This window comes from Streptomyces sp. NPDC007088, assembly GCF_042869355.1.
GTDB lineage: Bacteria > Actinomycetota > Actinomycetes > Streptomycetales > Streptomycetaceae > Streptomyces.
In genome coordinates this window covers 566,182-587,752 of record NZ_JBIAFO010000002.1, presented here as the reverse complement: position 1 = coordinate 587,752, position 21,571 = coordinate 566,182, and the positions used below count along the sequence as shown (strand labels likewise).

The window sequence follows — 21,571 nt, the reverse complement described above, 5'->3', positions numbered from 1 at the left end:
GCGCCGGGGCGTCTAGCCGAGTTCGTGCATCCAGCCGTGGGTGTCCTCGGCCGCGCCGGACTGGAGGGCGAGAAGGGCCTCGCGCAGGCGCATCGTGACCGTGCCGGGGGTGCCGTCGCCCTGGGTCCACTCGCCCTTCGCCGACTTGACGGTGCCGACGGGCGTGATGACGGCGGCGGTGCCGCACGCGAAGACCTCGGTGAGCCGGCCGCTCTCCGTGTCGCGCTTCCAGTCCTCGGTGGAGATCCGGCCCTCCTCGGCCTCGTAGCCCAGTTCGCGGGCCAGGGTGAGGAGGGAGTCGCGCGTGATGCCCGGAAGGAGGGAACCGGTGAGCGCGGGGGTCACGATCTTGTCGCCGTACACGAAGTACAGGTTCATGCCGCCCATCTCCTCGACCCAGCGGTGCTCGACGGCGTCGAGCCACACGACCTGATCGCAGCCCTTCCGCGCGGCCTCGGCCTGCGCGACGAGGGAGGCGGCGTAGTTCCCGCCGGTCTTGGCGGCGCCGGTGCCGCCCTTGACGGCGCGCACGTAGTCCTCGGAGAGCCACACCGAGACCGGCTGGACGCCGCCGGGGAAGTAGGCGCCGGCCGGGGAGGCGATGACCAGGAAGAGGTACTCGTTGGCCGGTTTGACCCCGAGCCCCACCTCTGTGGCGATCATGAAGGGCCGCAGGTAGAGGCTGGCCTCACCGTGCGCCGGGACCCATGCCTTGTCCTGCTTGACGAGGGCGTCGCAGGCTTCGACGAAGGTCTCGACGGGCAGCTCGGGCATCGCCAGGCGGCGCGCGGAGCGCTGGAAGCGTTCGGCGTTGGCCTGGGGGCGGAAGGTCGCGACGGAGCCGTCGGGGCGCCGGTACGCCTTGAGCCCCTCGAAGATCGTCTGCGCGTAGTGCAGCGTCATGTTGGCCGGGTCCACCGAGAGCGGCGCGTAGGGGACGAGCTGCGCCTCGTGCCAGCCGCGGCCCTCGGTCCACTTGATGGTCACCATGTGGTCGGTGAAGTGCCGGCCGAAGCCGGGGGCGGTGAGGATCGCCTCCCGTTCCGCGTCGGACAGGGGGGTCGAGGTGGGCTTCAGCTCGATCGTGGGCGTCGTCATGGTGTGTCCTTCACCGGTCTGGGTTGTGACGGACCGCGCCCACGTCTGCACGTGGAGTACTAGGACGTCCAAGCATTCCCGTATATCGCGGCTCCGCCTCCGATTATCGCGCGGATGTGCGGGAGGGGGAATGCCGAGGGGTGGAGGGCGCGGTCCTGGGTCGATGGTCGCACCCGGTCTCGCCTACGCGAGAAGCCGCCGGGTGCCCTTGTCTGGGGACCCGGCGGCTTCGTTCGCTCGGTGGAGCGTGGAGCGGCGGCCGGGTCAGCCCGCTACTCGTACGGCGAGCGCGTCGCCGATCTCGTCCGTGGTGCGGGGCGAGCCGTCCCGGGCGGCGAGGTCGGCGGTGACGGCCTCCTCGACGCGGACGGCCTCGGCGTCGAGGCCGAGGTGGCGCAGCAGGAGGGCGACCGAGAGGATCGTCGCGGTCGGGTCCGCCTTGCCCTGGCCCGCGATGTCCGGGGCGGAACCGTGCACCGGCTCGAACATCGAGGGGAACTCGCCCGTCGGGTTGACGTTGCCCGAGGCGGCCAGGCCGATGCCGCCGGTCACGGCTGCGGCGAGGTCGGTGAGGATATCGCCGAAGAGGTTGTCGGTGACGATCACGTCGAAGCGCTCGGGCTGGGTGACGAAGAAGATCGTCGCGGCGTCCACGTGCAGGTAGTCCGTGGTGACGTCCGGGTACTCCTGGGCGACCCGGTCGAAGACGTTCTTCCAGAGGTGGCCCGCGTACACGAGGACGTTGTTCTTGTGCACCAGGGTCAGCTTCTTGCGCGGACGGGCCTGGGCGCGTGCGAAGGCGTCCCGGACCACGCGCTCGACACCGAAGGCGGTGTTGACGCTGACCTCGGTGGCGACCTCGGCGGGGGTGCCGGTGCGCAGCGAGCCGCCGTTGCCGGTGTACGGGCCCTCGGTGCCCTCGCGCACGACGACGAAGTCGATGTCGGGGCGGCCGGCCAGCGGGCTCGCGGTGTTCGGGAAGAGCTTCGAGGGGCGCAGGTTGATGAAGTGCTCGAACGCGAAGCGGAGCTTGAGCAGCAGGCCGCGCTCCAGCACCCCGGAGGGCACGGAGGGGTCACCGATCGCACCGAGCAGGATCGCGTCGTGCCCCTTCAGCGCCGCGAGCTCCGCGTCCGGGAGGGTCTCCCCCGTGCGGTGCCAGCGCCGGGCGCCGAGGTCGTACTCCTTGGTCTCCAGCTTGACGTCCTGCGGAAGGACCGCGTTGAGGACCTTGAGGCCCTGCGACACGACCTCCGGACCGATTCCGTCACCGGGGATCACTGCGAGATTGATGGTGCGCGACATGCCCGGCACCCTACTCCTCGTCCCATTGCCTGACACGGCACGTCCATCATACGGACACCTTGCCAGGAGGACGTGTACCGGCCACCTACCCGTAAGGGAGCGGTTACCGCCGAGTGGGACGTTCCGTTCATGGACACTCCCCGATTCGGAATCCCCGACCGGCTCGCCGCCCGTATGACGATGCCCGAGCAACACGAGTACCTGCGGCACACGTTGAGCCGCCGCGGCGCCCTGCGGGCCGGCACGGTCACCGCCGGCACTCTCGCGGGCGCGGGTCTGCTCGGCGGCGCGGGGGCGAGCGCGGCGCAGCCGCAGGCCCCCGCCAGGACGCCGGACTTCCTGCCGGGCGCACACTCCGGCGCCTCGCCGGTCGACGGTTCGCTCGTCGCCCCGTTCGGGCGCCACCTGGCCTTCGGCGCCGATCCGAAGACGCAGATGACGGTGAGCTGGCAGGTGCCGCTGCCGGTGCGCAAACCCTTCCTTCGGGTGGGTACGAGGCCGTGGGACCTGAGCCGCAGGATCGAGGCCGAGGTGCGCGCGCTGCACACGCCCGCGCTGACCGCCAAGCTGCCGGCGGTGGACCAGTACTACCTGCACGTCTCGCTGGAGCACCTGCGTCCGGACACGACGTACTACTACGGGGTGGGCCACACCGGTTTCGACCCGGCCGACGCGCGCAACTACGGGACGGTGGGCACCTTCCGCACGGCGCCGGCCCGGCCGGGCTCCTTCACCTTCACGGCCTTCGGCGACCAGGGCGTGTCCTACGACGCGCTGGCCAACGACGCGGTGATCCTCGGCCAGAACCCCTCCTTCCACCTGCACGCGGGCGATATCTGCTACGCCGATTCGAGCGGCTCGGGGCAGAGCACGGACGCCTACGACGCGCGGGTGTGGGACCAGTTCCTCGCGCAGACCGAGTCGGTGGCCGCGCGGGTCCCGTGGATGGTGACGACCGGCAACCACGACATGGAGGCGTGGTACTCGCCGAACGGCTACGGCGGCCAGAACGCCCGCTGGACGCTGCCGGCTGGTGGGCTCGACGCCGAGAAGTCGCCGGGTGTCTACTCCTTCGTGTACGGGAACGTGGGTGTGGTCGCCCTCGACGCGAACGACGTGAGCCTGGAGATCAAGGCCAACACGGGATACACGGACGGGGCGCAGACCCGCTGGCTGGAGGGGCGGCTCAAGGAGCTGCGGGCCCACCGCGACGTCGACTTCCTCGTGGTCTTCTTCCACCACTGCGCCTTCTCCACGACCAACGCGCACGCCTCGGACGGCGGGGTGCGCGACGCGTGGGTGCCGCTGTTCGACAAGTACCGGGTGGATCTCGTGGTCAACGGCCACAACCACGTGTACGAGCGCACCGACGCGCTGCGCGGCGGGCAGGTCGCGCGCACCGTCCCGGTCGGCGAGTCGGTCAGCTCCACGCGGGACGGCATCGTGTACGTCACGGCCGGTGGCGCGGGGAAGGCGCTCTACAACTTCCCCGCGCCCGACTCCTACGAGGGCCACGAGGCCCACGTGGACAGCGTCGACTCCTACCACTGGACCGCCTCCGGCAAGGTCAAGGAGGCCGTCGAGTGGTCGCGGGTGCGCTACACGGGCTTCTCGTTCCTGGCGGTCGAGGTGACGGCGGGGGCCAGGCCCCGGCTGGAGGTCTCGGCGCTCGCCGAGAGCGGTGAACGGATCGACCACTTCACCATCACGCGCTGACCGGGGGCGGGCCCGGCAGGCGGCAGGCGGCCGGGCCGGGCGGAAATGGGCCGGCCGGTCCGCGCGAAGCGGTCCGGCCGGCCACCGGCGGCTCCCGGTCCGGTACGTATATCAGTTCGGCGGGCCCCCGCGGCAGGGTGTGCCGGGCGCGGGGACCCGGGCCACCGGGGGGTCAGTGCCCGGTGACGCCGCCGTTGTCCCGGCGGTCGAGGGCGCGCTGGAGGGCGGCTGCGGCGTTCTTGCGCTCGGACTCGCTCTGGGTCGCGGAGCGGTGACGGACTCGGCGGGCGGTCGTCTCTGCGGCCATGAGGATCGACTCCTTTGAGGTCCTTGCCGTACGAAGCCATGTCGTACGGGCGGTGCTGGTGCGCTGGCGGCCTCGGGGGCCACGGCGGGGCCGCTCGGGGCGGGCCGGGTGTGGTCGAGGGGAGAGCTGGGGAGCGCCGCAAGGGGCGGGGACCCGGCCCGCAGGGTTCGCCTGCACGGGGCCGCGGTACGCGTCCGCCTTCGCTGGATACAGCGAGAACAGTCCGGCTCCTACAAAAGTAGGCCAGGTTCCCTTCGCTGTCTCCACAATTACTCGGACTTCCTACTATCTGAGACGGCCTCCGGCGCGCCCGCCCTCGGGACGGTGCGCCGGAGGCTGTCTCAGAACTGCGCCGGGTCCATGTCGCGGGCGGTGGTGTCCAGGCTCTCCAGGAGGTCGAACCTGGGCCCCGTGGCCGGCAGCTCGTGGCGGAAGAAGTAGCGGGCGGCCGCGCGCTTGCCCGCGTAGAAGTCGCCCGTACGGCCGTCCGCCGCCAGGAGCTGTTCGACCCACATCCAGGCGATCACGACGTGGCCGACGGCCTCCAGGTAGACCGAGGCGTTGGCGAGCGCGGTGTCGGGGTCCTTGTCGGCCCACAGCGCCGCGGTGACGCGCGCGACACGGTCGGCGGCCTCCACGAGTCGCTCCCCGTACGCCGGGAGGTCGCCGCCCGCCGTCCGGGCGCGCCCGGCGCTCTCGCCGATGGCCCCGAGGAGCAGCCGCAGCGCCGCTCCCCCGCCGATCACCGCCTTGCGGCCGAGCAGATCCAGGCCGTGGATGCCGTGCGTGCCCTCGTGGATGGGGTTGAGGCGGTTGTCGCGGTAGAACTGCTCGACGTCGTACTCACGGGTGTAGCCGTAGCCCCCGTGCACCTGGATGGCGAGGCTGTTGGCGGTCAGGCACCACTGAGAGGGCCAGCTCTTCGCGATCGGGGTGAGGATGTCGAGCAGCAGTCCGGCGCGCTCGCGCTCCGCCTCGCCGGGAGCGGTGCGCTGTTCGTCGACGAGGCGGCCGCAGTACAGCGTCAGGGCGAGCGCCCCCTCGACGTACGCCTTCTGCGCGAGCAGCATCCGGCGCACGTCGGCGTGGGCGATGATCGGCACCTGCGGCGTGGCCGGGTCCTTCGCCCCGACGGGGCGGCCCTGGGGGCGGGAGCGGGCGTAGTCGAGCGCGTGCAGGTAGCCGGTGTAGCCGAGCGCGGTGGCGCCGAGACCGACGCCGATCCTGGCCTCGTTCATCATGTGGAACATGTGGGCGAGGCCCTGGTTCTCCTCCCCCACGAGGTACCCGACGGCGCCCGGCTCGCCGCCCGGACGGTGCGCGCCCTCCCCGAAGTTGAGCAGAGTGTTGGTGGTGCCCCGGTAGCCCATCTTGTGGTTGAGCCCGGCGAGCACGACGTCGTTGCGCTCCCCCAGCGCCCCGTCGGGGCCCACGAGCCGCTTGGGCACGACGAACAGCGACAGGCCCTTCGTGCCCGCGGGGCCGCCCGGGGTGCGGGCCAGGACGAGGTGGACGATGTTCTCGGACAGCTCGTGGTCGCCGCCGGAGATCCACATCTTGTTGCCGAAGAGGCGGTAGGTCCCGTCCGGGGCGCGTTCGGCGCGGGTGCGGACGTCCGCGAGCGAGGAGCCGGCCTGCGGTTCCGACAGGCACATGGTGCCGAACCAGCGCCCCTCGACCATGGGGCGGACATAGGTGTCGATCTGCTCCCGGCTGCCGTGCGCGAGCAGCAGGTTGGCGTTGCCGACCGTGAGGAAGGGGTAGGCCGAGGTCGCGACGTTCGCGGCCTGGAACCACGCGAAGCACGCGTCGGTGACGACACGGGGCAGCTGCATCCCGCCGACCTCCGCGTCCAGGCCCGCGCCGGTCAGCCCCGCCCGCGCGAAGACCTTCAGCGCCTCGCCGACCTCGGGGATGATGTGCACCCGCTCGCCGTCGAAACTCGGCTCCTGCGCGTCGTTCTTCTTGTTGTGCGGGGCGAAGTGGCGGGTCGCGATGGTCTCGCTCAGCTCCAGGACCGCGTCGAAGGTCTCCCGGTCGTGCTCGGCGTAGCGGGGCCGCTTCGTGAGCTCCTCGACCCGCAGCCATTCGTGCAGCAGGAAACCGAGGTCCCGGCGGGACAGCAGCAGGGAGTGTGCGCGGTCGTCCTTCTTCGGCATGGCGTCCCTCTCCTCGGGCGGCGTTACGGGCGGTCCCGCCCACCGGGCCATACTAAGCGGACGCTTAGTGATCTGGACAGGGGTGCGCCCCGGTGGGGCGCGTGCTGCCGTAAGGGGCGCACTCGGTCCGCTGGCTCCTGCTTACGGCGTTCGAGCGTTCACGTGATGTCGCCGTCGCGCCAGTCGAGGTGCAGCACGTGTGCCGGGTCCAGCAGCTCGGGCGCGGCCCGTACCCACGTGCTGCCCTCCTCCTCGGGCAGCGGGATCGGCCCGGCCGGGCCCAGGGTCGCGAGCGATCCGGGCCAGGGCTGCCAGCCGCGCGTCGCGTAGAGCGGCGCCCCGAGGCGCGAGGCGGACAGGGCTCCGAGTTCGTAGGCGGCGTCGACGATCCGCTCCAGTTCGGCCATGACCCGGGAGCCGAGGCCCCTGCGGCGCGCGTCGGCGCGGACGGCGACGCCCTCGACGTAGCCGACGCGCAGGGACCGCCCGTGGTGCAGCACCCGCCGCTGGACGACGCTGCCGTGCGCGATCAGCCCTCCGCCGTGGGTGATCAGCACGTGGAGCCCGCCAAGCGTGTGGGCCCAGTCCCGGTCGTCGAAGCGGCCCGCGAAGGCGGCGTCGAGCAGGGTGCGGACGCGGGACAGCTCCCGCTCCGTCAGATCGGCGGTGTGCACAGTGCGTTGTTGAGTCATCCCGTACACGGTAGTCAGTGGGAGGGGGCGGAGTGGGCGCATCCGGGAAGCGGGACGGGGCGGGCACCGCGCGGGGCGGGCGCCGCCGGGGCCCCTCGTGGCGGAAGGAGTGCGGCCGGACCCCCGCCACGCCGTCCCGGCCGTCACCGTACGCGGACACGACACCGCCCCCGGCCGGTATGAGCACCGGGGCCGGGGGCGGGGGCCGGGAGGGAGGGGGAGGGCACGCGGGCCGGTCCTCCGAGGGCCGGGGTCAGCCCATGTGCGGGTAGCCGTACTCGGTCGGCGACACCAGCGAGTCCTTGATGGCGCGGGTGAGCGTCCACCGCTGGAGGTTCTGCGGGGCGCCCGCCTTGTCGTTGGTGCCGGAGGCGCGGCCGCCGCCGAAGGGCTGCTGGCCGACGACGGCGCCGGTCGACTTGTCGTTGATGTAGAAGTTGCCCGCGGCGTAGCGCAGCTTCTCCATCGTGCGCGCGGCGGCCTGGCGGTCGTTCGCGATGACCGAGCCGGTGAGGGCGTAGTCGGAGACCGCCTCCATCTGGTCGAGCATCGCGTCGTAGTTCTCGTCCTGGTAGACGTAGACGGCCAGGATCGGGCCGAAGTACTCGGTCGTGAAGACCTCGTTCTCGGGGTCGGTGCACTCGATGACGGTGGGGCGGACGAAGTAGCCGACCGAGTCGTCGTAGGTGCCTCCGGCCACGATGGTGCAGGCCGGGTCGTTCTTGGCGCGGTCGATGGCGGCCTTGTTCTTCGCGAAGGACCGCTCGTCGATGACGGCGCCGATGAAGTTCGACAGGTCGGTGACGTCGCCCATGGCGATGCCGTCGACCTCGGCCGCGAACTCCTCCTTGAACCCGTTGTCCCAGATCGACGCCGGGATGTAGGCGCGCGAGGAGGCCGAGCACTTCTGGCCCTGGTACTCGAAGGAGCCGCGGGTCAGCGCGGTCTTGAGCACGGCGGGGTCGGCGCTCGGGTGGGCGACGACGAAGTCCTTGCCGCCGGTCTCGCCGATCAGGCGCGGGTAGGTGCGGTAGTTCTCGATGTTGTTGCCGACCTCCTTCCACAGGTGCTGGAAGGTCTTGGTCGAGCCGGTGAAGTGGATTCCCGCGAGGTCACGGTGGGTGAGGGCGACCTCGGAGACGGCGATGCCGTCGCCGGTGACGAGGTTGATGACGCCCTTGGGCAGTCCGGCCTCCTCCAGCAGCTCCATCATGAGCACGGCGGCGTGGGTCTGCGTCGGGGACGGCTTCCACACGACGACGTTGCCCATGAGGGCCGGGGCGGTCGGCAGGTTCGCGGCGATGGCCGTGAAGTTGAAGGGCGTGATCGCGTAGACGAAGCCCTCCAGCGGGCGGTGGTCCATGCGGTTCCACACGCCGGCGGAGTTGGCCGGGGGCTGCTCGGCGAGGATGCCTCGCGCGTAGTGCACGTTGAAGCGCCAGAAGTCGACCAGCTCGCACGGGGTGTCGATCTCGGCCTGCTGCGCGGTCTTGCCCTGGCCGAGCATCGTCGAGGCGGCGAGGGTCTCGCGCCACTTGCCGGAGAGCAGCTCGGCGGCGCGCAGGATGATCGCGGCGCGGTCGTCGAAGGAGGTCGCGCGCCAGCCGGGGGCGGCGGCGAGCGCGGCGTCCACGGCGTCCTGGGCGTCCTGGCGCGTCGCGGCACGGCCGGTGCCGATGACCGACTTGTGGTTGTGCGGCTGGACGACCTGGAACTCCTCGCCGCCACCGAGGCGCTTGACGCCTCCGATGGTCATGGGGAGCTCGATCGGGTTCTCGGCCAGCTCCTTGAGCTTGGCTTCGAGGCGGGCCCGCTCGGGCGATCCGGGGGCGTAGCCGTGGACCGGCTCGTTGACCGGGGCGGGGACCTGGGTCACAGCGTCCATGGGTTCCGTGTCTCCTTGGGTCGTGGGGGCGGCGGTTCGGTTTCGCCGGGGGCGGGGTGCGGCGTACGGGGCGCGAGCCGGGGGCGGGCCCCCTGCTTCCGGGTTCTCCCGGGCCGGGGTCCGCACCGGCCTCCGGTTCGGTTCTCGGTGACCGCGGGCCGGGTGGGGAGGGCTCGGCCGGTCAGTTCTTGGTGACCATCGAGCGCAGGAAGAACAGCAGGTTGGCGGGCTTCTCGGCGAGACGCCGCATGAAGTAGCCGTACCAGTCCGTGCCGTACGCGGTGTAGACCCGCATCCGGTGGCCCTCGGCGGCGAGCCGCAGGTGCTCCTCGGAGCGGATGCCGTAGAGCATCTGGAACTCGAAGTCACCGGGCTTGCGTCCGGCGCGCCGTGCGAGGTCCTGGGCGATGGCGACGATGCGCGGGTCGTGCGAGCCGACCATCGGGTAGCCCTCGCCCTCCATGAGGACACGCAGGACGCGGACGTACGCCTTGTCGATCTCGGCCTTGTCCTGGTACGCGACCGAGGCGGGCTCCTTGTAGGCGCCCTTGACGACGCGCACGCGGCTGCCCGCGGCGGCCAGCCGCCGTGCGTCCTCCTCGGTGCGGAAGAGGTACGCCTGGATGACGCAGCCGGTCTGCGGGAAGTCCTTCCGCAGCTCTTCGTGGATGGCAAACATCGAGTCGAGGGTCGTGTGGTCCTCCGCGTCCAGCGTAACCGTGGTGCCGATCGCGGCGGCGGCCTCGACGACGGGGCGGACGCCCGCGAGGGCCAGCTCGTGGCCGCCCTCCAGCGCCTGGCCGAACATGGAGAGCTTGACGGACATCTCGGCGCGGGTGCCCAGGCCCAGGGTCTTGAGGTGCTCGATGAGTTCGAGGTAGGCGTCGCGGGCGATGGTGGCCTGCTCGGGACGGGTGATGTCCTCACCCACCACGTCCATGGTGAGTTCGAGGCCCTTGGCGGCGGCGTCCACGATGATCGGGACGACCTGCTCGACCGACTCGCCGGGGATGAACCGGTTCACGACCGGCTTGGTGACGGGCGCGGCCGAGATCACGCGGCGCAGCTTGTCGCTGCGGGACGCGGCGAGGATGACAGGACCCAGCACGGGGACCTCCACGGACGAGTAGGAACACGCCTGACCCGGACGCGGGCTGCGGAAACGGGCGAGGGCGAGGACAGCCACTGCTGAATGTAGGGACGCCGCGCGCGCTCTGCCATCGACACCTGTCACGCATCCTCCGCGCGGATCTCAGACATCTGTATGAGAGCGCGCGACAATGGCGGGGTGAAGGCCGACTACCAGGAACTGATCGACGAGATCTCCGCGCTGCTCGGCGCCCCCGCGACGCTGGAGGACCGCGACTTCGGGCTGATCGCCTTCGGGGCCCACGACAGCGGCAGCGACGTGGACGAGTCGGCGCTCGACCCGGTCCGCACCCGGTCGATCCTGACCCGCACCTCCTCCTCCGCCGTCCGGGCCTGGTTCGAGGGCTTCGGCATCACCCGGGCGACGGGCCCGGTGCGCATCCCCGCCGCCCCGGAGGCGGGGGTACTGCGGGACCGCATCTGTCTGCCGGTACGGCACCGCGGCGCCGCGTACGGCTACGTGTGGCTGCTGGACGGCGAGCGGGGGCCGACGGGGCCGCAGCTCACCGCCGCGATGCAGGTGGCCGACCGCATCGGGACGCTCATGGCGGACGAGGCGACGGCGGAGGACGCCGCGACGCGCGAGTTCCGCCGGGTGATCACGACGGAGGCCGACTGGGAGCGGGACACGGCGCTCGCCGCGCTGCGCACGGCGCTCGGCCCGAACGCGGAGGACCTCTACACGGTGCTGTGCGTGGCGCCCTGGCCGGCCGAGGAGCCGCCGTCGGCGCGGCGGGTGCCGGGGACCGCCGCCTCGTGCGTACTGCCCACGGCGGGCGGCGGCCGCCGCCTCGCGCTGCTGGTACGGGTCCGCACGGGGCCCGGGGTGCCGGCCTCGGTGCTGTCCGCGGCGGGCAAGCTCGCGGCGGGTGCGGCGGCCGGGGTCGGGGCGCCGCGCCGGGGACCGGCCGAGGTGCCCGAGCTGTGGCGGGAGGCGTCGGCGGCGGCGCGGGCGGCGGCGGCCGAACCGGAGCTGGGGCCGGTGGCGCAGTGGCAGGCGGTCGGGCCTTACCGCCTGCTGACGGCGCTGCCCCCGGGCGCCGCCCACGATCCCGTGCTGCGGGACCTGCTCAGCCCCGCCCACGCCGAGCTGGCCCGCACCGCGGAGGTCTTCCTGGACCACGCCGGCCAGGCGGGCCGCACCGCCGCCGCCCTCGGTATCCACCGCCAGACCCTGTACTACCGGCTGTCCCGCGTCGAGCAGCTGACCGGCCTGGACCTGGACGACGGGGAGCACCGGCTGCTGCTGCACATGGGGGTCAAGGCGGCCCGCCTGTAAGACGCCGCTCGGCTCGCCCCACCAGCGGTGCGGGAGGGGGCGCGGCCCGGCTCACAGGCGGTGCACCGGGGCGGTGTGGGTCCAGTGCCAGTTGACGGGTGCGTACCGCTTCTTGAGGGCGGTGCGCTGCCTGGTGTAGGCGCGCAGGGCCGCTTCGACGGCCGGGGCGAGCGCGCCGAGGTCCTCGGGGACGGGGACGCGCAGAACGAGGTGCTGCTTGCGGTGGACCAGCAGCAGTTCGCCCTCGGGTGAGCAGGTGGTGAGGGTGAAGTGGGCCAGGGGCTTGAACTCCTTGACCGTCGTGTCCAGCTTGGCGCGCAGTACCCCGGCCTTGTTCCAGGCGTACAGCCCGTAGCGGTTGAGGTGGAAGGCGTGGCCCCGGTGCGGGTCGGCGGCCAGGTTGAAGCAGAAGCCGGTGAAGGGGCTGTCGTGCCAGGGGTGCAGTCCGTGCAGGCGCCCCGTCATGGTTCCCCGGTCGTCGACGAGGGCGAACACGAAGGGCTGGCCGCGGCTTCCGCCGCGGAAGGTGCCGGCGTAGACGGGGACGACGAACAGGTCCTCGGCCAGCGGCACGGGCCTGCCGAGCCGGGAGTCGTGCCAGTGCGACAGGCGGTCCTCGTCCGCCAGCAGTTCGGTCAGGGCGGGCTCGGGCCGGTGGCGGGGGCCGACCGGGGCGCCCCGGTACTGGAGGTGGGCGCGCCGGTCGTCCGCGCGGTACGGGGTGGGGCTGGGGTCGAGCGCGGCTATCGCCTCGATCACCGGCTTGGTGGTGGGGCTCAGGCCGCCCGCGGCGAGGCCGACGAGTCCGGCCAGCGGATTGCCGTAGTTCCACACCCCGTACTCGGCGTTGGCGCACAGCAGGCGGCCCGAGGGCGTGACGGCGATCGAGCCGGCGAAGCCGTCGCCCGGCGACGTCAGCTCCTCGAAGGGGCGCTCGTCCTTCGCGTCGTAGGTGGCGAGCACCCGGCTGAGGTCGGGGGCGATCAGGGTGGTGGAGTCCGGGTGGGCGCCGAGGGCCAGGGTGCCGTCCGGCAGGACGCACAGCGTCATGTCGCTGCCCCCGGCCACGGCGGTCGTCTCCCCGTCGCCGGAGGACGGGCAGCACAGGGCGCCGGCCAGCACCTCGCCGTCCGCGGAGTACCACGTGATGATCCGGTACCCGAAGTCGGCCTTCGCCGGGTCGGGTTCGTCCTCGGCCACTCCGTGGGTGTGGCGGTGCACTCCGTAGAGGGCGTAGACGTCCCCGCCCGGCGCGGCCACGACGTCCTGCGCCTTCACGGACCAGCCCGTGGAGTAGGGCGCGGTGAGGTCGATGCGGTGGGTGTCCACCAGAGTGCGCGGCAGGGCCAGCGGAAGAGTGCGCGGCGGGGCCTGCGGAAGAGTACGGATCATGCGCGCCATTCTGCTGGCGGGCACTGACAGCCCGGCCCGTGCGGGGAACTGACGCCCCGTCGGGGAGACCGTGCGTGGCAGGTGCCCCCCCCCGCGGACGCGCGGTGGCCCTGAGCCCCGTGGCACAGGACACGGGGCTCAGCGCCAGGTGGCACAGGACACGGGGCTCAGGGCCCCGTGGCATAGGACACGGGGCACGCGCCCGATCCGTGCGGGCCCTCGGCGGTCACCACGAGGGGCCGGACGGCCGGGGCGGTCCAGACCCTCGTATCGCCCCGTCCGGGGCGCTACGGCACCGAGGAGGGGCGCGCCCTCCCCGCTCCGGCACCGGCGACGGGCGTGCCGTCCCGTGTCCCCCGTGCCGGGGGCGGGCGTGCCGTCCCTCAGCCCCCCTCGGCCTTCCGCGCGCCGTCGAGCACGCGTCGCAGCCCCTCGGTCAACTGGTCGGCGGTAGTGGCCGATCCGGGGTCGAAGAGCCACTGGAGCATGAGGCCGTTGAGCACCGTCTGGTAGAAGCGCCCCTCGGACTCCACGACGTCCTGCGGCAGGGACTCCTCCAGCAGGTCGGTGAAGGGCGGGACGAGTCCGCTGCGCCCCTGTGCCTGAGCGGCGACCAAGACCTCGCGAGCCTGCGGCATCCGGTCGCCGACCAGCAGGAACTCGAAGGACAGCAGCCACACGGCGCGGCTCTCGGGGAAGTCGTCGAGGACCTTCGCCCAGACCGCGCGGAAGCGCTCCAGGGAGCCGGGAGCCGTCGCCCCGTCCGACGTCCCGGCGACCGGCGCCCGCATGTCCATCTTCTCGATGAGGGCGACGTAGGCCTGGGCGAGCAGAGCGTCCTTCGAGCCGTAGTGGTAGCCGATCGAGGCCAGATTGGCGCCCGACTCCTTCACCACGTCGCGCGCGGTGGTGCGCGCGAAGCCCTTGGCCAGCAGGCAGCGCTGGGCCCCTTCCAGCAGATCCTCACGGTGTCCCATGCCGCCGAGCCTATCGGCTCACTGACGACCGTCCCAGACGAGCGTATGGAACAAGCGTCATAGACAACCGTTTAATACATGCGTACAGTCCTGGCCATGGCAGCTGACAACGCGTCCGACACCGCTCCTGACACCGTCTCCACTCCGCCCCGCGCCGGGCGCCGCGAATGGGCCGCCCTCGGCGTCCTGATGCTGGCTCTCCTCCTGGTCTCGATGGACGCCTCCGTCCTGTTCTTCGCGATCCCCGCGATCAACGCGGACCTCGCCCCGTCCGGCACCGAACAGCTGTGGATCTTCGACATCTACGGCTTCGTGCTGGCCGGTCTGCTCATGACGATGGGCGCCCTCGGCGACCGGATCGGCCGGCGCCGCCTGCTGATGTGCGGGGCTGCCGCCTTCGGTGCCGCCTCGGTGGCGGCGGCGTACGCGAACAGTCCGGAGACGCTGATCGCGGCGCGCGCCGTCCTCGGCGTCGGCGGGGCCACCCTGATGCCCTCGACGATGGGCCTGATCCGGTCGGTCTTCCAGGACAGCGGACAGCGCGCCCAGGCCATAGGGATCTGGAGCGCCGTCATGACCAGCGGGATTGCCCTGGGTTCGGTGGCCAGCGGGGTACTCGTCCAGCACTTCTGGTGGGGTTCGGTCTTCCTCGTGAACCTTCCCGCGATGGTGCTGCTGCTCGTCCTGGCCCCCGTGCTCATCCCCGAGTACCGCACGCCGGGACGGGGCGGGTTCGACCTGCTGAGCGTCCCGCTGTCGCTGGCCGCCGTCCTGCCGCTCGTCTACGCGCTCAAGGAGATCGCCTCCGGGGGCGTGCGCGCGCGGTACGTCGCGGCTCTCGTCCTCGGGCTGGTGTGCGCGGTGTTCTTCGTACGGCGCCAGCGCCGGACCGCGCACCCCATGCTGCCGCCCGTACTGTTCCGGGCCCGCGGCTACCGCCCCGCCGCCGTCCTCGCGGCCCTCGCGACCTTCGGCATGATGGGCTCGGCCTTCTTCACGACGCAGTACCTGCAGTCGGTGCTCGGCAACAGCGCGCTGGAGGCGGCGCTGTGGAGCCTCCTGCCCTCGGTGCCCATCGCGCTGACCGCCCCGGCGGTGACCGCGCTCGTGCAGCGCGGGGTGGCCCGCGCGCACGTCGTCACCGGGGGCTTCCTGCTCGCGGCGGGCGGCTACGTCGTCCTCGCCCTGCCGGACACCGACGCGCTCGCCCTCGTACTGACCGGCGCCGCACTGCTCGCGATGGGCGTGGTCACCGTCATGTCGCAGCTCACGGACCTCGCGATGGGCGCCGTCCCGGTCGAACGGGCCGGTTCGGCCTCGGCCTTGCTGGAGACGGGGCAGGAGTTCGGCGGGGCGCTGGGCCTCGCGACGCTCGGCTCGATCGCCACCGCGCTGTACCGGCACCGGATCACGGACGCGCTCCCCCAGGCCCCGTCGGAGGCGCACGAGACGCTGGGCGGGGCGCTCGCCGTCGCGGTCCGGCTGCCCGGGGCCGAGGCGGGGAAACTGCTGAGCACCGCGCGGGAGGCGTTCGTGTCGGGGATGCACGCGGCGGCCCTGGCCTGCGTGGCGCTGTTCCTCCTCTGCGCCCTCGGGGCGGCGCTCGCCCTGCGCGGCCGGCCGGCCACGGCCCCGCCCGCCCGGACGGCCGAGGCCGCCCCGGCGGGCACACCCACGGCAGCCGGCACCGCCCCGGCGAGCACGCCCTCCGCCGTGGACAGCGCGACGGCCCGCCTCCCTTAGCGGAAGGCGGGCCGTCAGGGCCGCGACGTGGGGGAACGGCCCCGGGCCGGGGCCGTTCCCCCACGTCGGCGCGTCAGGTCAGGTCCACGGCGCGCGCCGAGGTCGCACCGATCTCCTGGGCCACCTCGGAGAGGGCGGCGGGGGTCACCGAGTCGTCGACGGTGAGGACGGCGAGGGCCTCGCCGCCCTCCTCGGCGCGGGAGACCTGCATACCGGCGATGTTGATGCCGGCCTCGCCGAGGACGCGGCCCACGGTGCCGACGACGCCGGGACGGTCCGCGTAGCGCAGGACGACCATGTGGTCGGCGAGCGCGAGGTCCACGGTGTGCTCACCGATGGCGACGATCTTCTGGAGGTTCTTCGGCCCGGCCAGCGTGCCGGAGACCGCGACCTCCTCGCCGCCGCCGAGCGTCCCGCGCACCGTCACCACGTTGCGGTGGTCGGGCGACTCGCTGCTCGTGGTCAGCCGCACCTCGACGCCGCGCTCCTGCGCGAACAGCGGGGCGTTGACGTAACTGACGGTCTCGGCGACGACGTCCTCGAACACGCCCTTGAGGGCGGAGAGTTCGAGCACCTTGACGTCGTGCTGGGTGATCTCCCCGCACACCTCGACGTCGAGCCGCACGGCGACCTCTCCGGCGAGCGCGGTGAAGATGCGGCCGAGGCGCTCGGCGAGCGGCAGGCCGGGCTTCACGTCCTCGGCGATGACGCCGCCCTGGACGTTGACCGCGTCCGGCACCAGTTCACCGGCGAGCGCGAGACGCACCGACCGGGCGACGGCGATACCGGCCTTCTCCTGCGCCTCGTCGGTGGAGGCGCCGAGGTGCGGGGTGCACACGACCTGATCGAACTGGAACAGCGGGGAGTCGGTGCAGGGCTCCTTCGCGTAGACGTCCAGACCGGCGCCCGCGACGCGGCCCTCCTTGAGGGCAGAGGCGAGGGCCTCCTCGTCGACGATGCCGCCGCGCGCGGCGTTCACGATGCGCACCGAGGGCTTGACCTTGTGCAGCGCCTCGTCACCGATGAGGCCGACCGTCTCAGGGGTCTTCGGGAGGTGCACGGTGATGAAGTCCGCGACCTCCAGCAGCTCGTCCAGGCTCAGCAGCTTGACGCCCATCTGCGCGGCGCGGGCCGGCTGCACGTAGGGGTCGTAGGCGACGAGCTTCATGCCGAAGGCCGACATGCGCTGCGCGACGAGCACGCCGATGCGGCCGAGGCCGACGACGCCGAGGGTCTTCTCCGCCAGCTCCACGCCGGTGTACTTGGACCGTTTCCACTCGCCGTTCTTCAGCGCCTGGCTCGCCTGCGGGATGTTGCGGGCGGTCGCGACGAGGAGTCCGCAGGCCAGTTCGGCGGCGGTCACGATGTTGGAGGTCGGGGCGTTGACGACCATCACACCGGCCTTGGTGGCGGCGGAGACGTCCACGTTGTCGAGCCCGACGCCCGCGCGGGCGACGACCTTGAGCTTGTGCGCCGCGGCGACGGCCTCGGCGTCGACCTTGGTCGCGGAGCGGATCAGGATCGCGTCGACGTCGGCGATCGCGGGCAGCAGCTCGGCCCGGTCGGCGCCGTTGCAGTGGCGGATCTCGAAATCGGGTCCGAGGGCGTCGACGGTGGCCGGCGACAGCTCCTCGGCGATGAGTACGACCGGCTTGTCTTGCGTGTGCGCGCTCACGTGTGTCCTCACATGTCCAATGCGGACGGCCGTCCCGACGGCCGCAGGCGGTGGAGGGGTTCTGGCCGCGTGGAAGACGCACGACACTGTGGGCCTGACGCGTGTGTTCTGAGCAGTGTAGTGCTGCGCCGACCCGCTGATTCCTCCTGTGCGGAGGGTTCACTCGTTCGGGAGCGGCCCCCTTGTCCAGTGAAGCAGGAGCGGGGTGCCGAGCGGGAGCGGGCGGGGTGCCGGCGGCGTCTCGACGGGCGGGTCCGGCGGGATGACAACGGCGGGGGGGGGGGGGGGGGGGCGGGGGGGGGGGGGGGCCGCCCCCCCCCCCCCCCCCACCCCGATCAGGCGGCTCAGGCCTCGTCGTCGACCCAGCTCATGAGCTTGCGCAGCTCCTTGCCGGTGGTCTCCAGCAGGTGGTCCTCGTCGGCCTTCTTGTACTCGTTGTACTTCGGCAGGCCCGACTCGTACTCCTTCATCCACGCCTTGGCGAAGGTGCCGTCCTGGATGTCGCCGAGGATCTTCTTCATCTCGGCCTTGGTCTGGTCGGTGATGAGGCGCGGACCGGAGACGTAGTCGCCCCACTCGGCGGTCTCGGAGATCGACCAGCGCATCTTCTCCAGGCCGCCCTCGTACATGAGGTCGACGATGAGCTTCAGCTCGTGCAGGCACTCGAAGTAGGCGATCTCCGGCTGGTAACCGGCCTCGACCAGCGTCTCGAAGCCGGCCTTGACCAGGGCGGAGGTACCGCCGCACAGCACGGCCTGCTCACCGAACAGGTCGGTCTCGGTCTCCTCGGTGAAGGTCGTCTTGATGACGCCCGCGCGGGTGCCGCCGATGCCCTTGGCGTACGACAGCGCCAGCTCGAAGGCCTTGCCGGTGGCGTCCTGCTCGACGGCCGCGATACACGGGACGCCGCGGCCCTCCTCGTACTGACGGCGCACCAGATGGCCGGGGCCCTTCGGGGCGACCATGCACACGTCGACGCCGGCCGGCGGCTGGACGAAGCCGAAGCGGATGTTGAAGCCGTGGCCGAAGAACAGGGCGTCGCCGTCCTTGAGGTTGTCCTTGACGGACTCCTCGTAGACCTTGCCCTGGATCGGGTCCGGCACCAGGATCATGATCACGTCGGCCCACGCGGAGGCCTCGGCCGGGGTGAGGACCTTCAGGCCCTGCTCCTCCGCCTTGGTCTTCGACTTGGAGCCCTCGTGCAGACCGACACGCACCTCGACGCCCGAGTCGCGCAGCGACAGCGCGTGGGCGTGGCCCTGGCTGCCGTAACCGAGAACCGCGACCTTGCGGCCCTGGATGATGGACAGGTCGGCATCGTCGTCGTAGAACAGCTCGGCCACTGGTTTATCTCCTTGTGTACAGATGATGCGTCCCACCGTACGGCGGGGGACGACGGGTTCGTTCTCAGGTCTCGCCATACGAACGGTCCCGGGGGACGGTGCGCGGGCGTGACGGGTGGTGCGAAGGAGTCCGCGCGCGGGTCGCGCGCGCGGTGACGTCCCGGTGCGGCGGGGCCGGCGGCGGGCCCTGGTGCGGGCGCCGCCGGCCGGGGCCGCGGGTCAGGCGCTGCGGTCCAGCGCGCGCAGCGAACGGTCCGTGATGGACCGCCCGCCGCGGCCGACGGCGATGGTGCCGGACTGCACGAGTTCCTTGATGCCGAAGTGTTCGAGCATCTTGAGCATGGCCTCCAGCTTGTCGCTGGACCCGGTGGCCTCGACGGTGACGGCGTCCGGGGAGACGTCCACGGTCTTCGCGCGGAAGAGCTGGACGATCTCGACGATCTGGGAACGGGTCTCGTTGTCCGCGCGGACCTTCACCAGGACCAGTTCGCGCTGGATCGCGGAGCCGGGTTCCAGCTCGACGATCTTCAGGACGTTGACCAGCTTGTTGAGCTGCTTGGTGACCTGCTCCAGGGGCAGGTCCTCGACATTCACCACGATGGTGATGCGGGAGATGTCGGGGTGTTCGGTGGTGCCGACCGCGAGCGAGTCGATGTTGAAGCCGCGGCGGGAGAAGAGGGCGGTGATCCGGGCGAGGACACCGGGCTTGTTCTCCACCAGGACGGAGAGCGTGTGCTTGGACATGGGTGGGTCTCTTTCTTCGCTCGTCCGTCGTCAGTCGTCTGCGCCGTCGCCGAAGTCGGGGCGCAGCCCGAGGGCGGCCATGACCTCGTCGTTGGAGGTGCCGGCGGCGACCATCGGCCAGACCATCGCGTCCTGGTGGACGATGAAGTCCACGACGACGGGGCGGTCGTTGATGGAGTTCGCCTTGGCGATGACGGCGTCCAGCTCGGCGGGGTCCTCGCAGCGCAGCGCGACGCAGCCCATGGCCTCGGCGAGCTTGACGAAGTCGGGGACCCGGGTGCCCGCGGGGCGGTCCTCGGGCGCGGTGTCGGGCCCGGAGGAGAGCACGGTGTTCGAGTAGCGCTGGTTGTAGAACAGCGTCTGCCACTGGCGGACCATGCCGAGGGCGCCGTTGTTGATGATGGCGACCTTGATCGGGATGTTGTTGAGGGCGCAGGTGGTCAGTTCCTGATTGGTCATCTGGAAGCAGCCGTCGCCGTCGACGGCCCACACCGTCTGTCCGGGCCGCCCGGCCTTGGCGCCCATCGCGGCGGGCACCGCGTAGCCCATGGTCCCGGCGCCGCCCGAGTTCAGCCAGTGCGCGGGCTTCTCGTACTGGATGAAGTGGGCCGCCCACATCTGGTGCTGTCCCACGCCGGCCGCGAAGATCGTGTCCTCCGGGGCGAGGGCGCCGACGCGCTCGATGACCTGCTGCGGCGAGAGCACGCCCTCGGTGGGCTTCTCGTAGCCGAGCGGGTAGGTGTCGCGCCAGCGGTTGAGGTCCGTCCACCACTGGGTGTAGTCGCCGACGTGACCGGCGGCGTGCTCGGCCTGGACGGCCTGGACGAGGTCGGCGATGACCTCGCGGGCGTCTCCCACGATGGGCACGTCCGCGAGGCGGTTCTTGCCGATCTCGGCCGGGTCCACGTCGGCGTGCACGACCTTCGCGAAGGGCGCGAAGCTGTCGAGTTTGCCGGTGACGCGGTCGTCGAAGCGGGCGCCGAGGGCGACGATCAGGTCGGACTTCTGCAGGGCGGTGACGGCGGTGACGCTGCCGTGCATCCCGGGCATGCCGACGTGCAGCGGGTGGCTGTCGGGGAAGGCGCCCAGGGCCATCAGCGTGGTGGTGACGGGGGCGCCGGTCAGCTCGGCGAGCACCTTGAGTTCGGCGGTGGCCCCGGCCTTGACGACGCCGCCCCCGACGTAGAGGACGGGGCGCTTGGCGGTGGCGATCAGCCGGGCGGCCTCGCGGATCTGCTTGGCGTGCGGCTTGGTGACGGGCCGGTAGCCGGGCAGGTCCAGGACGGGCGGCCAGCTGAAGGTGGTCTCGGCCTGGAGGGCGTCCTTGGCGATGTCGACGAGGACCGGTCCCGGGCGTCCGGTCGAGGCGATGTGGAAGGCCTCGGCGATGGTCCGGGGGATGTCGGCGGGGTCGGTGATCAGGAAGTTGTGCTTCGTGATCGGCATCGTGATGCCGACGATGTCCGCCTCCTGGAAGGCGTCCGTGCCGATGGCCTTGGAGGCGACCTGACCGGTGATCGCGACGATCGGCACCGAGTCCATGTTGGCATCCGCGATCGGGGTGACGAGGTTGGTCGCCCCCGGTCCCGACGTGGCCATGCAGACCCCGACCTTGCCGGTGGCCTGCGCATATCCGGTGGCCGCGTGTCCCGCGCCCTGCTCGTGGCGGACGAGGACGTGACGGACCCGGGTGGAGTCCATCATCGGGTCGTAGGCGGGGAGGATCGCTCCGCCGGGAATACCGAATACCGTGTCGGCGCCGACCTCTTCAAGAGAACGGATGAGGGACTGCGCACCCGTGACGTGCTCGACGGTCGCGGACTGCTGTCCGCCGGAACGGGGCCGCGGCTGCGGATGATGGGCCCCGGTGGCCTGCTCGGTCATCGGCATTCTCTTCTCGATGCTGAGGGTTTTTTCGACGGTTTCGCGTGGTATTCCGGGCTGTCACCCAGACCGCCGGAGGGCGTCTGTGCAACAAAAAACCCCTCGTGCCGGGAGGCAGGCGAGGGGAGCGCGTCGGGTGCGGTGGCCGGGACGGTACGTCTCCGGCTTCAGCCGACGCGCTGTCCAAGTACGAGAATTCGGGTGCGCATGGCCTTGACCCTCC

At 71.8% G+C, this 21,571-nt stretch carries 16 protein-coding genes; 3 read left to right on the top strand and 13 right to left on the bottom strand.

Annotation, left to right across the window (positions count from 1 at the left end; translation table 11 throughout):
* Positions 1–12: 12 nt before the first annotated feature.
* The gene (locus ACFYMP_RS05635; protein ID WP_388850935.1) at positions 13–1,098 is read right to left on the bottom strand and encodes a branched-chain amino acid aminotransferase; all 1,086 of its coding nucleotides are present in this window, start codon (positions 1,096–1,098) and stop codon (positions 13–15) included.
* Between the two features lie 264 nt (positions 1,099–1,362).
* Positions 1,363–2,403: a 3-isopropylmalate dehydrogenase gene (locus tag ACFYMP_RS05630; RefSeq protein ID WP_388850932.1), complete on the bottom strand. Its 1,041-nt coding sequence runs from the start codon at positions 2,401–2,403 to the stop codon at positions 1,363–1,365.
* 129 nt (positions 2,404–2,532) lie between these two features.
* Here ACFYMP_RS05630 and ACFYMP_RS05625 point away from each other — a divergent pair, with 129 nt between their 5' ends.
* On the top strand, positions 2,533–4,119 hold the full coding sequence (locus tag ACFYMP_RS05625) for a purple acid phosphatase family protein (protein ID WP_388850929.1): 1,587 nt from the start codon (positions 2,533–2,535) through the stop codon (positions 4,117–4,119).
* Between the two features lie 172 nt (positions 4,120–4,291).
* Here the strand turns inward: ACFYMP_RS05625 and ACFYMP_RS05620 are convergent, their stop codons facing one another.
* From ACFYMP_RS05620 to ACFYMP_RS05600, 5 genes are all read right to left on the bottom strand, one after another.
* Positions 4,292–4,426, bottom strand: a complete 135-nt coding sequence (locus ACFYMP_RS05620; protein ID WP_388850926.1) for a hypothetical protein — start codon at positions 4,424–4,426, stop codon at positions 4,292–4,294.
* Positions 4,427–4,767: 341 nt separating this feature from the next.
* The gene (locus ACFYMP_RS05615) at positions 4,768–6,585 is read right to left on the bottom strand and encodes an acyl-CoA dehydrogenase (protein WP_388850923.1); all 1,818 of its coding nucleotides are present in this window, start codon (positions 6,583–6,585) and stop codon (positions 4,768–4,770) included.
* 158 nt (positions 6,586–6,743) lie between these two features.
* On the bottom strand, positions 6,744–7,277 hold the full coding sequence (locus ACFYMP_RS05610) for a GNAT family N-acetyltransferase (protein ID WP_388850920.1): 534 nt from the start codon (positions 7,275–7,277) through the stop codon (positions 6,744–6,746).
* A 253-nt stretch (positions 7,278–7,530) separates the two neighbouring features.
* Positions 7,531–9,162 (bottom strand): L-glutamate gamma-semialdehyde dehydrogenase, encoded by a 1,632-nt coding sequence (gene pruA, locus ACFYMP_RS05605; protein ID WP_388850917.1) that lies wholly within the window; start codon positions 9,160–9,162, stop codon positions 7,531–7,533.
* A 181-nt stretch (positions 9,163–9,343) separates the two neighbouring features.
* Complete coding sequence (locus ACFYMP_RS05600) at positions 9,344–10,270, bottom strand: proline dehydrogenase family protein (protein WP_388850914.1); 927 nt, start codon at positions 10,268–10,270, stop codon at positions 9,344–9,346.
* A gap of 156 nt (positions 10,271–10,426) precedes the next feature.
* Here ACFYMP_RS05600 and ACFYMP_RS05595 point away from each other — a divergent pair, with 156 nt between their 5' ends.
* Entirely contained in the window at positions 10,427–11,590 is a 1,164-nt protein-coding gene (locus tag ACFYMP_RS05595; protein WP_388850911.1) for a PucR family transcriptional regulator, read from the top strand.
* A gap of 51 nt (positions 11,591–11,641) precedes the next feature.
* Here ACFYMP_RS05595 and ACFYMP_RS05590 read toward each other — a convergent pair whose 3' ends face one another.
* Positions 11,642–12,982, bottom strand: a complete 1,341-nt coding sequence (locus ACFYMP_RS05590) for a hypothetical protein (protein WP_388850908.1) — start codon at positions 12,980–12,982, stop codon at positions 11,642–11,644.
* Positions 12,983–13,365: 383 nt separating this feature from the next.
* A complete protein-coding gene (locus ACFYMP_RS05585; protein WP_388850905.1) occupies positions 13,366–13,959 on the bottom strand; it encodes a TetR/AcrR family transcriptional regulator in 594 nt (197 codons plus the stop codon).
* 96 nt (positions 13,960–14,055) lie between these two features.
* Here ACFYMP_RS05585 and ACFYMP_RS05580 point away from each other — a divergent pair, with 96 nt between their 5' ends.
* A complete protein-coding gene (locus ACFYMP_RS05580) occupies positions 14,056–15,702 on the top strand; it encodes an MFS transporter (RefSeq protein ID WP_388850902.1) in 1,647 nt (548 codons plus the stop codon).
* Positions 15,703–15,775: 73 nt separating this feature from the next.
* Here ACFYMP_RS05580 and serA read toward each other — a convergent pair whose 3' ends face one another.
* The 4 genes from serA to ACFYMP_RS05560 all read right to left on the bottom strand — a co-directional run bounded on the left by serA (position 15,776) and on the right by ACFYMP_RS05560 (position 21,354).
* Positions 15,776–17,377, bottom strand: a complete 1,602-nt coding sequence (serA, locus tag ACFYMP_RS05575) for a phosphoglycerate dehydrogenase (RefSeq protein WP_388850899.1) — start codon at positions 17,375–17,377, stop codon at positions 15,776–15,778.
* A 344-nt stretch (positions 17,378–17,721) separates the two neighbouring features.
* Entirely contained in the window at positions 17,722–18,720 is a 999-nt protein-coding gene (ilvC, locus tag ACFYMP_RS05570) for a ketol-acid reductoisomerase (RefSeq protein WP_388850896.1), read from the bottom strand.
* A 219-nt stretch (positions 18,721–18,939) separates the two neighbouring features.
* The gene (gene ilvN / locus ACFYMP_RS05565) at positions 18,940–19,464 is read right to left on the bottom strand and encodes an acetolactate synthase small subunit (RefSeq protein ID WP_388850893.1); all 525 of its coding nucleotides are present in this window, start codon (positions 19,462–19,464) and stop codon (positions 18,940–18,942) included.
* Between the two features lie 30 nt (positions 19,465–19,494).
* Positions 19,495–21,354, bottom strand: coding sequence for an acetolactate synthase large subunit (locus ACFYMP_RS05560; protein WP_388850890.1), 1,860 nt, complete (start codon positions 21,352–21,354; stop codon positions 19,495–19,497).
* Positions 21,355–21,571: the final 217 nt, after the last annotated feature.

Coding starts and splice junctions, on each gene's coding strand:
- ACFYMP_RS05635 (WP_388850935.1), bottom strand. CDS start 1,098: ATGACGACGCCCACGATCGAGCTGAAGCCCACCTCGACCCCCCTGTCC.
- ACFYMP_RS05630 (WP_388850932.1), bottom strand. CDS start 2,403: ATGTCGCGCACCATCAATCTCGCAGTGATCCCCGGTGACGGAATCGGT.
- ACFYMP_RS05625 (WP_388850929.1), top strand. CDS start 2,533: ATGGACACTCCCCGATTCGGAATCCCCGACCGGCTCGCCGCCCGTATG.
- ACFYMP_RS05620 (WP_388850926.1), bottom strand. CDS start 4,426: ATGGCCGCAGAGACGACCGCCCGCCGAGTCCGTCACCGCTCCGCGACC.
- ACFYMP_RS05615 (WP_388850923.1), bottom strand. CDS start 6,585: ATGCCGAAGAAGGACGACCGCGCACACTCCCTGCTGCTGTCCCGCCGG.
- ACFYMP_RS05610 (WP_388850920.1), bottom strand. CDS start 7,277: ATGACTCAACAACGCACTGTGCACACCGCCGATCTGACGGAGCGGGAG.
- pruA (WP_388850917.1), bottom strand. CDS start 9,162: ATGGACGCTGTGACCCAGGTCCCCGCCCCGGTCAACGAGCCGGTCCAC.
- ACFYMP_RS05595 (WP_388850911.1), top strand. CDS start 10,427: ATGAGAGCGCGCGACAATGGCGGGGTGAAGGCCGACTACCAGGAACTG.
- ACFYMP_RS05590 (WP_388850908.1), bottom strand. CDS start 12,982: ATGATCCGTACTCTTCCGCAGGCCCCGCCGCGCACTCTTCCGCTGGCC.
- ACFYMP_RS05585 (WP_388850905.1), bottom strand. CDS start 13,959: ATGGGACACCGTGAGGATCTGCTGGAAGGGGCCCAGCGCTGCCTGCTG.
- ACFYMP_RS05580 (WP_388850902.1), top strand. CDS start 14,056: ATGGCAGCTGACAACGCGTCCGACACCGCTCCTGACACCGTCTCCACT.
- ilvN (WP_388850893.1), bottom strand. CDS start 19,464: ATGTCCAAGCACACGCTCTCCGTCCTGGTGGAGAACAAGCCCGGTGTC.
- ACFYMP_RS05560 (WP_388850890.1), bottom strand. CDS start 21,354: ATGCCGATGACCGAGCAGGCCACCGGGGCCCATCATCCGCAGCCGCGG.